General features: G+C 62.7%; 11 protein-coding genes. 6 read left to right on the plus strand and 5 right to left on the minus strand.

Translation table 11 applies throughout. From position 1 onward, the window contains the following. Positions 1 to 6: 6 nt before the first annotated feature. The 5 genes from pyrR to gshB all read right to left on the minus strand — a co-directional run bounded on the left by pyrR (position 7) and on the right by gshB (position 3,702). On the minus strand, positions 7 to 510 hold the full coding sequence (gene pyrR, locus AC07YV_RS05110; protein WP_007975411.1) for a bifunctional pyr operon transcriptional regulator/uracil phosphoribosyltransferase PyrR: 504 nt from the start codon (positions 508 to 510) through the stop codon (positions 7 to 9). A gap of 79 nt (positions 511 to 589) precedes the next feature. Further along, positions 590 to 1,027, minus strand: coding sequence for a Holliday junction resolvase RuvX (ruvX, locus tag AC07YV_RS05115; RefSeq protein ID WP_007975412.1), 438 nt, complete (start codon positions 1,025 to 1,027; stop codon positions 590 to 592). After that, positions 1,027 to 1,599, minus strand: a complete 573-nt coding sequence (locus tag AC07YV_RS05120) for a YqgE/AlgH family protein (RefSeq protein WP_015097200.1) — start codon at positions 1,597 to 1,599, stop codon at positions 1,027 to 1,029. Before AC07YV_RS05120 ends, ruvX begins: the two co-directional genes overlap by 1 nt. A 124-nt stretch (positions 1,600 to 1,723) precedes the next feature. After that, the gene (locus AC07YV_RS05125; RefSeq protein ID WP_102700007.1) at positions 1,724 to 2,623 is read right to left on the minus strand and encodes an energy transducer TonB; all 900 of its coding nucleotides are present in this window, start codon (positions 2,621 to 2,623) and stop codon (positions 1,724 to 1,726) included. 107 nt (positions 2,624 to 2,730) lie between these two features. Next, the gene (gene gshB, locus AC07YV_RS05130) at positions 2,731 to 3,702 is read right to left on the minus strand and encodes a glutathione synthase (protein ID WP_102699955.1); all 972 of its coding nucleotides are present in this window, start codon (positions 3,700 to 3,702) and stop codon (positions 2,731 to 2,733) included. A gap of 346 nt (positions 3,703 to 4,048) precedes the next feature. On the opposite strand from gshB, the gene pilG reads away from it, so the two are divergent. From pilG to AC07YV_RS05160, 6 genes are all read left to right on the plus strand, one after another. After that, entirely contained in the window at positions 4,049 to 4,453 is a 405-nt protein-coding gene (gene pilG / locus AC07YV_RS05135) for a twitching motility response regulator PilG (RefSeq protein WP_007987791.1), read from the plus strand. 57 nt (positions 4,454 to 4,510) lie between these two features. Next, positions 4,511 to 4,876 carry a twitching motility response regulator PilH gene (pilH, locus tag AC07YV_RS05140; protein ID WP_007975417.1) on the plus strand — a complete coding sequence of 122 codons (366 nt, stop codon included), beginning with the start codon at positions 4,511 to 4,513 and terminating at the stop codon, positions 4,874 to 4,876. 10 nt (positions 4,877 to 4,886) lie between these two features. After that, on the plus strand, positions 4,887 to 5,426 hold the full coding sequence (locus tag AC07YV_RS05145) for a chemotaxis protein CheW (RefSeq protein WP_102699954.1): 540 nt from the start codon (positions 4,887 to 4,889) through the stop codon (positions 5,424 to 5,426). 152 nt (positions 5,427 to 5,578) lie between these two features. Beyond that, positions 5,579 to 7,639 carry a methyl-accepting chemotaxis protein gene (locus AC07YV_RS05150; protein ID WP_102699953.1) on the plus strand — a complete coding sequence of 687 codons (2,061 nt, stop codon included), beginning with the start codon at positions 5,579 to 5,581 and terminating at the stop codon, positions 7,637 to 7,639. A gap of 37 nt (positions 7,640 to 7,676) precedes the next feature. After that, positions 7,677 to 13,697, plus strand: a complete 6,021-nt coding sequence (locus AC07YV_RS05155; RefSeq protein ID WP_102699952.1) for an Hpt domain-containing protein — start codon at positions 7,677 to 7,679, stop codon at positions 13,695 to 13,697. Then, positions 13,690 to 14,151, plus strand: a complete 462-nt coding sequence (locus AC07YV_RS05160) for a chemotaxis protein CheW (protein WP_102699951.1) — start codon at positions 13,690 to 13,692, stop codon at positions 14,149 to 14,151. The genes AC07YV_RS05155 and AC07YV_RS05160 overlap by 8 nt, the downstream gene beginning before the upstream one ends. The last annotated feature ends 68 nt before the right edge of the window (positions 14,152 to 14,219 follow it).

Genomic DNA, 14,219 nt, shown 5'->3' on the forward strand with positions numbered 1-14,219 from the left:
GGCGAATTAAAGGGCGAGGTCTTGCAGTTCGAGCGCGAGTTCCGGGCCGGACAGCTTCACCCGTTCGTGGGCGGCCAGCGACAGGGTCGCGCCCACCACGTTCGGGCGGATCGGCAGTTCGCCGGCGTCCAGGTCCAGCATGCACACCAGCGTCACGCTGGCCGGGCGGCCGTAGTCGAACAGTTCGTTCATGGCGGCGCGGATGGTCCGGCCGCTCATCAGCACGTCGTCGATCAGCACCAGGTGCTGGCCTTCGATCTCGAACGGCAGCGCCGAAGGGCGAACCTGCGGGTGCAGGCCGTTCTGGCTGAAATCGTCGCGGTAGAAGGATACGTCGAGGGTGCCGAGGGGCTCATTGCTGCCCAATTCCTTGAGCAGGGCCTGGGCCACCCAGACGCCGCCGGTACGAATGCCGATGAAACGCGGGTCGCTGATGCCACGGTGTTCCAGGTGGGCCTTCAGGCGCGTGGCCATCTGGCTGATCAGTTCGGCGGGATTGGGCAGGCTCATGGTTGCTCCTTCTTGGGCCCGAGCCGGGTTTCACGCAAGGTGGCTCGGGTTGTAGCTAAGAGAGACGCATCGCGGCTCTTCAGGATTCGAACAGTGCGCCATTTTCGTCGAGCCAGCCTTGCAGCAGAAGGGCGGCGGCGATGGCGTCGACCGGGTTGTCGCGGTAACTGCCTTTCTGGCCGCCACGAGCCAGGCGTTCGCCCTTGGCCTCGAAGGTGGTCAGGCGTTCATCGTGGGTATAGAAGGGCAGGTTGAAGCGGCCGTTCAGGCGCCGGGCGAACTTTTCCGCGCGGGCGCACATGTCGCTGGGCGTGCCGTCCATGTTTAGCGGCAGGCCGACCACCACGGCATCGGGTTTCCACTCTTTGATGAGGGCTTCGACCTGGTTCCAGTCAGGAATGCCGTTCTGCGCTTTCAGGGTGCATAGCTCACGGGCCTGGCCGGTAATCACCTGGCCGACCGCAACGCCGATCTGTTTGGTGCCGTAGTCAAAACCCAGAATCAGCTTCAGGGCCATCAGGCGTGCCCCGCCTGGCTGGTCAGCAGGCTGAGGTTGACGCCCAGGTGTCTGGCGGCCGCTTCCAGGCGAAGTTCGCTGCTGGTGTTGAACAGGATGTCGGCGTCAAACGGGCAGTTTAGCCAGGCGTTCTGCGCCAGTTCGGCCTCCAGTTGCCCGGCTTCCCAGCCGGCATAACCGAGGGCGATCAGGCTTTTTGCCGGGCCGACGCCGTCAGCGATGGCGAACAGGACGTCCTGGGACGTCGACAGGGACAACTCATCTTCCAGATCAACGGTCGCCTGGAAACTCTGCCCCTTGGGGTGAAGGACGAAGCCGCGATCGGTTTGCACCGGGCCGCCGATGAAGATCGGCACATGCTGGCAGAGCGCTGGTGGTTCGATTTCCGGGCGTAATTGCTCAAGGATATCGGCCAGATTCAGCTCTTGCGGACGGTTGACCACCAGCCCCATGGCACCATTGGCCGTGTGCTCGACGATGTAGGTCAAGGTGTGCGCAAAGTTCGGGTCGGCCATGTGCGGCATGGCGATCAGGAATTGATGCTTGAGGTAGCTGGGGCTGACGTTTTTCATGTGCGCTAGTGTGGCGTTCGAGGGGCGAACTGACAAGCTTGAGAGCGCCAAAAGATCGCAGCCTTCGGCAGCTCCTACAGGGGGAATGTGTACATCTGTAGGAGCTGCCGAAGGCTGCGATCTTTTAATTACTGGAAAGGCGATCGCCGCGGGCAAACTTCCAGGTCCGGATGATCTCCAGCCGGTCAACATCCGACAGATCCCCGGTAAAGGGTGCGAACGGCGCCGCCAGCCGGACGATCCGTTGCGCCGCCTGGTCCAGCAGCGGCTGGCCTGAAGATTCCAGCACCAGCACCTCATACAGCGAGCCGTCACGGTTGATCGACACCATCAGGCGCAAATTGCCGTAGATCTGTTTGCGCCGTGCTTCGTCGGGGTAATTGAGGTTGCCGATGCGCTCGACTTTCTTGCGCCATTCGTCCTTGTACCAGGCGCCCTTGTCGCGCATGGTCGAGGCGGCGCTCAAGCGGTGGATGCGCGGGCGCTTGGCGTACAGTTGTTGTTCGGCGGCCAGTTCCGCTTCGAGGCTGGCGATGTCGCTGGACAGTTGCTCGCTGTCGAACGTCGGCGCCTGGACCTGGGGTTTGACCTCGGTCTTGGGCTCCTCGGTCTTGGCGGGGGCTTTTTTCGGCTTCGGCGCCACGGTGGTCACGGCAGCCTTCGGCGGGGCTACCTGCACTTCAGGCTTGGCGGCCGGCGGTGGCGTGACTTTCTGTACCTTGTTGTCCTGGAAGGGCGCGACCTCGGTGGTCTTGGGAATTGCCTTTTTATCCAGGGTGCCGCTGCCTTGCTGGTTCTCTTGCGCCAGGAAATCGGCCTTTTCAGGCTTCTTTTCGCTTTTGAAGGTGGCGAGGGTGATTTCCAGGGTTTTGCTGATCTGCTTGGGCTCGACCACGGCAAACCCGACACCCAGCAGCAAGGCCAGGTGGATCAGCGCCGCCAGGAACAGGGTAAAACCGAGGCGATCGGCCGGGCGCACGCCACGGTGGGCGAGTTCGGCAGGCAGATCGGACGGGAGGGTCATGGCAAAAAAAACCAACATCGCGTTTTTACGGGCCCGGCATGATAACGCAATGTTGGTTTTTAGCTTCAAGCTTCAAGCTGCAAGCGACAAGCTGTAGAGGGGCAGCTTCAAGCTTGTGGCTTGTGGCTTGCGGCTTGCAGCTTCTTCTCGATGGCATCCATCAGCAGGCCGCCGATATCGGTGCCAAAGGCATTGTCGATTTCGCGGATGCAGGTCGGGCTGGTGACGTTGATCTCGGTCAGGTGCTCGCCGATCACGTCCAGGCCAACGAACAACAGGCCTTTTTCACGCAGGGTCGGGCCGACTTGTGCGGCGATCCAGCGATCCTTTTCGGTCAGGGGACGGGCTTCGCCACGGCCGCCTGCGGCGAGGTTGCCACGGGTTTCGCCCTGGGCCGGAATCCGTGCCAGGCAATAATCCACAGGCTCGCCGTCGATCATCAGGATGCGCTTGTCGCCGTCCTTGATGGCCGGCAGGTAGGCCTGGCCCATGATCTGCTGGGCGCCGAGGGCCGTGAGGGTTTCGAGGATCACCGACAGGTTCGGGTCGCCCGCGCGGTGACGGAAGATCGACGTGCCGCCCATGCCGTCCAGCGGCTTGAGGATCACATCGCCGTGTTTGGCGGCGAACTCACGCAACACGTCGGCGCGGCGGCTGACCACGGTCGGCGGCGTGCACTGCGGGAACAGCGTGGCGAACAGCTTTTCGTTGCAGTCGCGCAGGCTCTGCGGCTTGTTCACCACCAGCACACCGGCGCGCTCGGCCTGTTCCAGCAAGTAGGTGGAGTAGACGAACTCCATGTCGAACGGCGGATCCTTGCGCATCAGGATCACGTCCAGATCGCTCAGCAGTGCGTCGCTTTCGGCCCCCAGTTCGAACCATTTTTCCGGGTTGGCGAACACTTGCAGCGGACGCATCCGCGCCCGGGCCTCACCTTCGCCCTGATACAGGTCGCGCTGTTCCATATAGAACAGCTCCCAGCCACGCTTCTGCGCGGCCAGCAACATGGCCAGCGAGCTATCCTTTTTATAGGAAATGCTGGCGATAGGGTCCATGACAATCCCGACGCGAACGCTCATTGGGTTTTCCTCGAAATTTGGGGGCCGGACGTTGATCTTCTGTGGGAGCGAGCCTGCTCGCGATGGCGTGTCAGTCGACATCAATGCAGCTGATACACCATCGCGAGCAGGCTCGCTCCCACAAAAAGCGATCAGGCCAAAGGGCCGTATAAAAGTGGCGTCAGAGTGGCGCTGAGTGTGTTTGCGGTCAAGGAAAAACCATCGCCCCGGTCGGCCGATAGATTGGTTCTGGAGACTGTGCTAAAAAGGCTGCCATGCCGTGCTGGCCCTTGAGTATCAAGGGTTTCGAGCCGCCAATTACCCGCAAACGGACAATTTGATTCGTAAAGGCGACGTAGAGCATCTTATGGAACAGCACCCCAGCGCCTTGAAGGTCATGGTGATCGACGATTCGAAGACGATCCGTCGCACCGCCGAAACGCTGCTCAAGAACGTGGGTTGTGAGGTCATCACGGCCATCGACGGCTTCGATGCCCTGGCCAAGATTGCCGACAACCACCCCGGCATCATCTTTGTCGACATCATGATGCCGCGCCTGGATGGCTATCAGACCTGCGCCCTGATCAAGAACAACAGTGCGTTCAAGTCCACCCCGGTGATTATGCTGTCATCCAAGGATGGCCTGTTCGACAAGGCCAAGGGGCGCATCGTCGGCTCCGACCAGTTTTTGACCAAGCCTTTCAGCAAGGAAGAATTGCTCGATGCGATCCAGGCCCATGTACCTGGTTTCGCCGCCGTTTTGCCGCAGTAGGACACGCACAGTGACGCTCGGCCATCGGGCCCTGCGTCGACAAGAATGGGGAAGACCATGGCACGTATTCTGATCGTCGATGATTCGCCGACCGAAATGTACAAACTGACCGGCATGCTGGAAAAGCACGGTCATGAAGTGTTGAAAGCCGAAAACGGCGCCGACGGCGTGGCCCTGGCTCGCCAGGAAAAGCCCGATGCCGTCCTGATGGACATCGTCATGCCCGGCCTCAATGGCTTCCAGGCAACACGCCAGTTGACCAAGGACCCGGAAACCGGACACATCCCGGTGATCATCATCACCACCAAGGACCAGGACACCGACAAGGTCTGGGGTACGCGCCAGGGCGCCAAGGACTACCTGACCAAACCGGTCGATGAAGAGACCCTGATCAAGACCCTGAACAACGTGCTGGCCGGTTGATCGTCAAGCCATGAACGAGTCGCTGACGGCTTTCGAACTGCTGCTGCAAATCGACCAGCGCTGTCGTTTGCTGGCGGCGGACTTGCCGTCCCAGCCGACCCGTCGGGACAGCTGGAGCGGCATCGGTTTTCGCCTGGGCGAGCACTGGTACGTCGCACCCATGAGTGAGGTCAGCGAAGTCTTGCATGAGCCGCGACTCACTCAGCTGCCGGGGGTCAAATCCTGGGTCAGGGGTGTCGCCAACCTGCGTGGGCGATTGCTGCCGGTCATGGATCTGAGCGGTTTTTTCGGGCACGAACTTTCGGCGGTGCGCCGGCAGCGCCGGGTGTTGGTGGTGGACCACGATGAGGTGTTTGCCGGGTTGCTGGTCGATGAAGTCTTCGGCCTCCAGCACTTTGCCCAGGACAGCCTGGAGCCGGTGCCGGCAGACGCGTTGAAGGGGGCGGTGGCGGCATTCGTCAAAGGCCGGTTTCAGCGCGGACAGTGCTGGCAGGTGTTCAGTCCGTTTGCGTTGACGCGGTCTCAGGGGTTCATGAACGTCGCGATTTAACCGGAACACCAGGGAATCTTGTGGGAGCGAGCTTGCTCGCGATGACGGACTTGCAGCCAACATTGATGTCGACTGACACAACGCAATCGCGAGCAAGCTCGCTCCCACAGGTTTCCTGGCAAGCGCAAAAGTGGGTTAACAGGCGAGGACCGATGACAAAAACAAAAGCAGGCAAGCCAATGGAAGGGTCGCGCAGCCGGTCGCAGATCATCGTGCTGTTCATCGCGCTGATCGTCTTCATCATGCTGCTGTTCGCCAACTTCGCGTACCTCAACACCCAGGCTACCTACGACAAACAGTACATCGGCCACGCCGGCGAACTGCGCGTGTTGTCCCAGCGTATCGCCAAGAACGCCACCGAAGCGGCCGCCGGCAAGGCTGCCGCGTTCAAGTTGCTCAGCGATGCGCGCAACGATTTTGCCCGGCGCTGGGGCTATCTGAAGAAGGGCGACCCGGCCACCAGCCTGCCACCGGCCCCCGCCACCGTGCGTCCAGAGATGCGCGCGGTGCAACAGGACTGGGACCGCCTGCTGAAAAACACCGACGCGATCCTCTCCAGCGAGCAAACCGTACTGTCCCTGCATCAGGTCGCGGCGACGCTGGCCGAAACCGTGCCGCAGTTGCAGGTCGAGTACGAAAAAGTCGTCGAGATCCTCCTGCAACGGGGCGCCCCGGCAGCCCAGGTGGCCATGGCCCAGCGCCAATCGCTGCTGGCCGAGCGGATCCTCGGTGCGGTCAATACGGTATTGGCCGGCGACGAAAACTCACAGCAAGCCGCCGATGCGTTCGGGCGTGACGCGACGCAGTTCGGCAAGGTGCTCAACGGCATGCTCCAGGGCGACCCGGCGCTCAAGGTCAGCCAGGTCGAAGACCGCGACGCCCGTGCGCGACTGGCGGAAATCGCCGAGCTGTTCGAGTTCGTCTCGGGCTCGGTGGACGAGATCCTCGAAACCTCGCCTGAGCTGTTCAAGGTCCGTGAATCGGCCTCGAACATTTTCAGTCTGTCGCAAACCCTGCTCGACGAAGCCTCACACCTGGCCAGCGGTTTTGAAAACATGGTCGGCGGGCGCACCACCGACACCATAGGCGGTTATGTGCTGGGCTTGCTGGCGCTGACTTCGATCATCCTGATCGGCCTGGTGATGGTGCGCGAAACCAATCGCCAGCTGCGCGAAACCGCCGAAAAAAACGAGCGTAACCAGAACGCGATCATGCGTTTGCTCGACGAGATCGAAGACCTGGCCGACGGCGACCTCACGGTGACGGCCTCGGTGACGGAAGACTTTACCGGCACCATCGCCGACTCGATCAATTACTCCGTCGACCAGTTGCGCGATCTGGTCGCGACCATCAACCTCACCGCCGGCCAGGTCGCCGCCGCCGTGCAGGAAACCCAGGCCACCGCCATGCACCTGGCCCAGGCGTCGGAACATCAGGCCCAGCAGATTTCCGAGGCCTCGATGGCGATCAACGACATGGCCGAGTCCATCGACCAGGTGTCGGCCAATGCCGCTGAATCTTCGGCGGTTGCCGAACGCTCGGTGGAAATCGCCAACAAGGGCAACGAGGTGGTGCACAACACCATCCACGGCATGGACAACATTCGCGAGCAGATTCAGGACACCGCCAAGCGCATCAAGCGTCTGGGCGAGTCGTCACAGGAAATCGGCGACATTGTCAGCCTGATCGATGACATTGCCGACCAGACCAACATCCTCGCCCTCAACGCGGCCATCCAGGCGTCCATGGCCGGCGACGCCGGTCGCGGTTTCGCCGTGGTGGCCGATGAAGTGCAGCGGCTGGCCGAGCGCTCCTCCGCCGCCACCCGGCAGATCGAGACCCTGGTGCGGGCGATCCAGACCGACACCAACGAGGCGGTCATCTCCATGGAGCAGACGACGACCGAAGTGGTGCGCGGCGCCCGACTGGCGCAGGATGCCGGTGTGGCCCTGGAAGAAATCGAGGGTGTGTCGAAGACGCTCGCGGCACTGATCCAGAGCATCTCCAATGCCGCGCAACAGCAGACGTCGTCGGCCGGCCAGATTTCCCTGACGATGAACGTGATCCAGCAGATCACCTCGCAGACGTCGTCGGGTTCCACCGCCACGGCCGACAGCATCGGCAACCTGGCTAAAATGGCCAGTCAGTTGCGTCGTTCGGTGTCCGGTTTCACGTTGCCGGATGCCAAGGCGCAGGTTGTGGACAAAGCTTGAACCGCCCATGGGTATCTGAATTGTGATTGGAGTGGTTATGGGTGATCGGCACGACTATGTGGCCCTCGAGTGGGTCAAGGGCGAGATTGCCGAAACGCTGAAACAGGCTCATCACGCGATTGAAAACCTGCTCGATGACCCGCAGGCGACGCACGCGCTGGATGAATGCCTTGCGTGCATCCATCAGGTCCACGGCAGTTTGCAGATGGTCGAATTCTACGGTGCGGCGTTGCTCGCCGAAGAAATGGAACAGCTGGCCATGGCCTTGCAGGGCAACCGTGTCAGCCATCGCGACGAGGCGTTGCACCTGTTGATGCAGGCCCTCGGGCAGTTGCCGATCTACCTGGACCGGGTGCAAGGTGCGCGCCGCGACTTGCCACTGGTGGTGCTGCCACTGATCAACGACCTGCGCAGCGCCCGTGGCGAAAGCCTGCTGTCGGAAACCAGCCTGTTCAGCCCGCAATTGCCCGAGTTGCCAGTGCTGGACGCAGAAACGCTGGCGCAGCTTGAACCGGCCGAATTGCCCAATGTGCTGCGCAAGCTGCGGCAGATGCTGCAAATGGCGTTGGTCGGGTTCTTGCGTGAGCAGGACAACGAAACCAACCTCGATTACCTGGCCAAGGTCTTCGCCCGCCTCGAAGCACTGTGCGCCAATGCCCCCCTGAGCCCGCTATGGCAGGTGGCCTCGGCGCTGGTCGAAGGCATGCAGGACGGTGCGATTGCCAACAGCCCGGCCTTGCGCAGCCTGTTCAAGGATGCCGACAAGGAGCTCAAGCGCCTGCTCGAAGAAGGCATGCGCGGCATCAACCAACCGGCGCCACCGGAGCTGCTCAAGAGTTTGCTGTTCTACATTGCCAAAGCCGAACATCCCACCGGGCAGATGCTGACCATGAAAGAACGCTACTCACTGGACGACGCACTGCCCGACAGCGCAATGGTCGATGAAGAACGCGCGCGGCTGGCCGGTCCCGACCGTGACGCCATGCGTTCGGTGCTGGCAGCGCTCTGCGAAGAGCTGGTGCGGGTCAAGGAGCGCCTGGATCTGTTCGTGCGCAGTGACCGCCAGCACACCGCCGACCTCGACAGCCTGCTGGCACCACTGCGGCAAATCGCCGATACCCTGGCGGTCCTGGGCTTCGGCCAGCCGCGCAAGGTGATCATCGATCAATTGGCGGTGGTGCTCAGCCTCGCCCAGGGCCAGCGCGAACCCAACGATGCGATCCTCATGGACGTTGCCGGGGCCTTGCTGTACGTCGAGGCGACGCTGGCCGGCATGGTCGGCACCGTGGAGCCGGAGAGCCAGGATGACAATCGCCTGCCGACCACCGACCTGACGCAGATCCATCAGATCGTGATCAAGGAGGCCCGCATCTGTTTGCAGCAGGCAAAGGACATGATCGTCGACTACATCGACGCCGATTGGGACCGCCAGCATTTGCAGGCGCTGCCGGCCTTGCTGACCCAGGTGCGCGGCGCGCTGGCGATGATTCCGTTGAGCCGGGCGGCGAGCCTGGTCGACACCTGCAATCACTTCATTCGCGAGCACCTGTTGCTCGAGCCGGGTCAGCCGGGCTGGCAGGAACTGGACAGTCTGGCCGACGTGATCACCAGCATCGAGTACTACCTCGAGCGCCTCGGCGATGACCCGCAGGCGCAGGGTGAAAACCTGCTCGATGTCGCGGAAAAGAGCCTGGCGAGCCTCGGGTTTTTCCCCAGTGAGCAGCATGTGCCCGTGCTGGATGATGTGCTCAACCCGAGCGAAGCGCAGGTCATGCAGATGATGCAGGAGCTGGATGACCCGCAGATCGTCCAGACCTTGGCCGATGTGCTCGCCAGCCCGGTTTCGAGCCTGAACCCGCCCGCCCTGGACACCCCGGGCAGCCTGCTGCCGCCACCCCCGGGCGAAGAGCCGGTGGACGAGGAACTGCGCGAGGTGTTCCTTGAAGAGACCGACGAAGTCCTGGAAATCCTGCGCGAGTATTTGCCGCGCTGGTCGGTCAACCCTGACAACCGCTCGGCCTTGAGCGAACTGCGCCGCGCCTTTCATACCCTCAAAGGCAGTGGCCGCATGGTGCGAGCCCTGGTGCTGGGCGAGCTGGCCTGGGCCGTGGAAAACCTGCTCAACCGCGTACTGGAAAACAGCGTGGAGCCGGGCGCTACGGTGCAGCAACTGATCGGCGATGTGCTGCAACTGCTGCCGGAGCTGGTGGCTGAATACGCCGCCAATGCCCAGCGCCAGCGCAACGATGTCGACCAGTTGGCCGCCCGCGCCCATGCCTTGGCCAGGTGCGACGAACCGGTGTCCGATGAGGATACGCAGGATGTCGCGGCCCTCGATCCGCTGTTGCTGGAGATCTTCCGCAAAGAAGCGCAAACCCACTTGGGCAGCCTCAATCGCTTCCTTGATCAGGCTGCCGAGCACGTGCCGTTGCAGGCCAGCGACGAATTGCAGCGGGCCTTGCACACCCTCAAGGGCAGTGCCTCCATGGCCGGTGTCTTGCCGATTGCCGAGCTGGCCGCGCCACTGGATCAACTGGCCCGGGAATACAAGGCGCACCTGATCGCGCTGGACCTGGATGAAGTGGAATTGCTGCTGGAGGCAGAAGGGCTGTTCCGCCTCGGTTTGCGCCAGCTCAAGTCCGATCCGCTGGCGGAAATTCCCGGCGCCGGGGATTTGACCGAGCGAGCCAAAGCGCTGCTGGCCGAGCGCCTGGAAAACCTCCTGAACACTCCGAACACCGGGCTGCGGATCAAGCGCGATCCGCAGCTGATCAACAACTTCCTCGCCCAGGGCATGGACATCCTGCTGGACGCCGAGAGCCTGCTGCAACGTTGGCAGCAACACCCCGGCGAACGCCAGGAACTCAGCGCGCTGCTGGATGAATTGACCACCCTCGGCGAAGGCGCCCACCTGGCCGACCTGCACCCGGTGGATGAGCTGTGCGAGGCGTTGCTCGACCTCTACGGTGCCGTGGAAGAAAGCAGCCTGGCGGTCAGCGAGCGGTTTTTCCATGAGGCTCAGGGTGCCCACGAAGCGCTGATCAACATGCTCGACGAACTGGCCGCCGGTCAGGAAGTCAGCCCGCAGCCGCAACGAATCAGAGCCTTGCGCGAGCTGCTCGACGAGAGCCTCGACCCGTCGGCCACGGGCCTGATCCGCAGTGATGGCAGCCGCACCCTGAGCATCCGCGAGCTGGGTGCAGCCACCGAGGAACTTGAGCGCACGCTACCCCCTGCCCCTGTGGGAGCGAGCTCGCTCGCGATGGACTCAAATGCGCCGCGCTTATCCAATGACAACGCGTCATCGTTAACGCCCATCGCGAGCGAGCTCGCTCCTACAGGAGAGGGGCGCGAACTGGACGATGAAATCGTCGCGATCTTCCTTGAAGAAGCGGTGGACATCCTCGAAAGCGCCGGTCAGGCCTTGCAGCGCTGGTTGCGCGACTCGGACAACGCCGCGCCGCTGTCGTCCCTGCAACGGGATTTGCACACCCTCAAAGGCGGCGCGCGCATGGCCGAGGTCGGGCCGGTCGGTGATCTGGCCCATGAACTGGAAAGCCTTTACGAAGGCCTGGTGGATCGGCGCTACGCCTACAGCGACTCATTGGCGGTGCTATTGCAGCAGAGCCATGACCGCTTGGCGCAGTACCTTGACCAGTTACAGCACAACCAGCCCCTGGGCGATTGCGCTGAGCTGATCGAGGCTATTCGCGCCTACCGGCTGGGCCACTCCGGCGCCGCCGAGGTCAGCGAACTGGCGGCCACCAATGACTCGGTCGCCCATGATCCGGAGTTGCTGGAGATCTTCCTCGAGGAAGGTTTCGACATCATCGAAAGCTCCGGTGCGGCGCTGGAGCGCTGGCAGGCCCAGCCTTCTAGCCGTCAGGAAGTGGAAACCCTGCTGCGCGACCTGCACACCCTCAAGGGTGGTGCACGCATGGTGGAAATCGCCGCGATTGGCGACCTGGCCCATGAACTGGAGTTCCTCTACGAAGGCCTGTCCACCGGCGTGCTGCAACCGACGGCGCCGTTATTCGCGCTGTTGCAACGCAGCCATGACCGCCTGGCGCAGATGCTCGACGCGGCCCGCGCCGGTGAGCCGATGCCGCCCGCCGACCGCTTGATCGATGCGATCAAGAACTTCAGCCACCCGGCCGTGCCCGAGGCGCCCACGCCGGTTGCGTCGCCGGCCACGCCCAAGGCCGAACCACTGGCGCCGCCGTCCGATGCCGGCGCCGACATGGTCAAGGTCTCGGCAGAGCTGCTCGACGATCTGGTCAACCTGGCCGGTGAAACATCGATCTTCCGTGGCCGGATCGAACAGCAGGTCAACGATGCGCACATCGCCCTGAGCGAGATGGAGACCACCATCGAGCGCATGCGCGACCAGTTGCGCCGCCTCGATACCGAAACCCAGGGGCGGATCCTCAGCCGCCAGCAAGTCGACGCCGAACGCCTGGGCTATGAAGAGTTCGACCCGCTCGAAATGGATCGCCACTCGCAATTGCAGCAACTGTCCCGCGCGTTGTTCGAATCGGCCTCTGACTTGCTCGACCTCAAGGAAACCCTCGAGCGGCGCAATCAGGACACGGAAAACCTGCTGCAACAGCAGGGCCGCATCAACACCGAGTTGCAGGAAGGGCTGATGCGCACGCGCATGGTGCCGTTCGAACGCATGCTCCCGCGGTTACAGCGCATCGTCCGCCAGGTGTCCAGCGAGTTGGGCAAGGACGTGGATTTCATCGTCGATAACGCTGAAGGCGAGATGGATCGCAACGTGCTTGAACGCATGGTCGCGCCCCTGGAACACATGCTGCGCAACGCCGTCGACCATGGCCTGGAGTCCGTCGAAGCGCGGCTGGCGGCGGGGAAACCGGCCAAGGGCAAGATCACCCTCGATCTGCTGCGCGAAGGCGGCGACATCATATTCGACATCCGCGACGACGGCGCCGGTGTGCCGCTGGACGCGGTGCGGCGCAAGGCGATCAAGCGCGGCATGCTCGCCCCGGACAGCGTCATCAGTGATCACGACGTGTTGCAGTTCATCCTGCAACCGGGGTTTTCCACCGCCGAGAAAATCACCCAGATCTCCGGGCGCGGCGTCGGCATGGACGTGGTGCACGAAGAGGTGCGGCAACTGGGCGGCACCATGAGCATCGACTCGGTGCCCGGGCAGGGTGTGCATTTCCGCATTCGCCTGCCGTTTACCGTATCGGTCAACCGGGCGCTGATGGTGCAGTGCGGTGAGGACCAATACGCGATCCCGCTCAATACCATCGACGGCATCGTTCGCGTCCTGCCCAATGAGCTTGAAGGCTATTTCCGTTTCGATTCGCCCACCTACGAATACGCCGGGCAGCGTTACGAGCTGTGCTATCTGGGTGAGCTGCTGAAAACCATCCCGCGCCCGAAACTGTTGGGCCAGAGCCTGCCGTTGCCGGTGCTGCTGGTGCAGTGCAACGAACGTCACATCGCGGTGCTGGTAGACGCCATGGCCGGCACTCGCGAGATCGTGGTCAAGAGCCTGGGGCCGCAGTTCGCGGCGGTGCAAGGGGTGTCCGGGGCGACGATTCTCGGCGATGGCCGGGTGGTGCTGATCCTGGATCTGCTGGCGCCGATCCGCGCCATGCAGGCCCGCGTACCCCAGCATCCCGCGGGGCAGGAGATCGAGGTCGAACCGCATCGGCCGTTGCTGGTGATGGTGGTCGACGACTCGGTCACCGTGCGCAAGGTCACCAGCCGCTTGCTCGAACGCCACGGCATGAACGTACTGACCGCCAAGGACGGGGTCGATGCCATGCTGCTGCTGGAAGAGCACATGCCCGACCTGATGCTGCTGGATATCGAGATGCCGCGCATGGACGGCTTCGAGGTCGCGACCCAGGTGCGCAATGACGAACGCCTGCAGCACCTGCCGATCATCATGATCACTTCCCGCACCGGTCAGAAACACCGCGATCGCGCCATGGCCATCGGCGTCAACGACTACCTGGGCAAGCCGTACCAGGAATCGGTGCTGCTCGAAAGCATCGCCTTTTGGAGCAAGACCCATGCTTGAACACCGCACCAGCAACCTCACCGGCCTGCTGCTGCCGTTGGCCGACCGCAACCTGATCCTGCCCAACGTCGCCGTGGCCGAGCTGATCGATTACCAGCAACCGGGGACCTTCGATCTCGACACACCGCCGTGGTACCTGGGCCTGGTGACATGGCGCGAACGGCAGATACCGCTGCTGAGTTTCGAGTCGGCCTGCGGGCAGAAAATCGTCATCGGTGAACGCGCGCGGATCGTCATCCTCAACGCCCTTGGCGGGCGCCCCGAACTGAAGTTCATCGCGCTGCTGGTGCAGGGGATTCCGCGTTCGTGCAAGCTCGACAGCCAGTTGAGTTATGTGGATGTGCCGTTGTGTGCGCTGGAGCAGGCGGCGGTGCAGGTGGCGGATCAGGTGGCGAAGGTGCCGGATTTGTTGGCGCTGGAGGCGTTGTTGGTGGATGCCGGGTTGATAGACTGATTGCGGGTTTTGTGTTGATTGTGCTGGCCTCTTCGCGAGCAAGCCCGCTCCCACACTGGATTTGTGTT

The organism is Pseudomonas sp. GW456-E7, assembly GCF_059424105.1.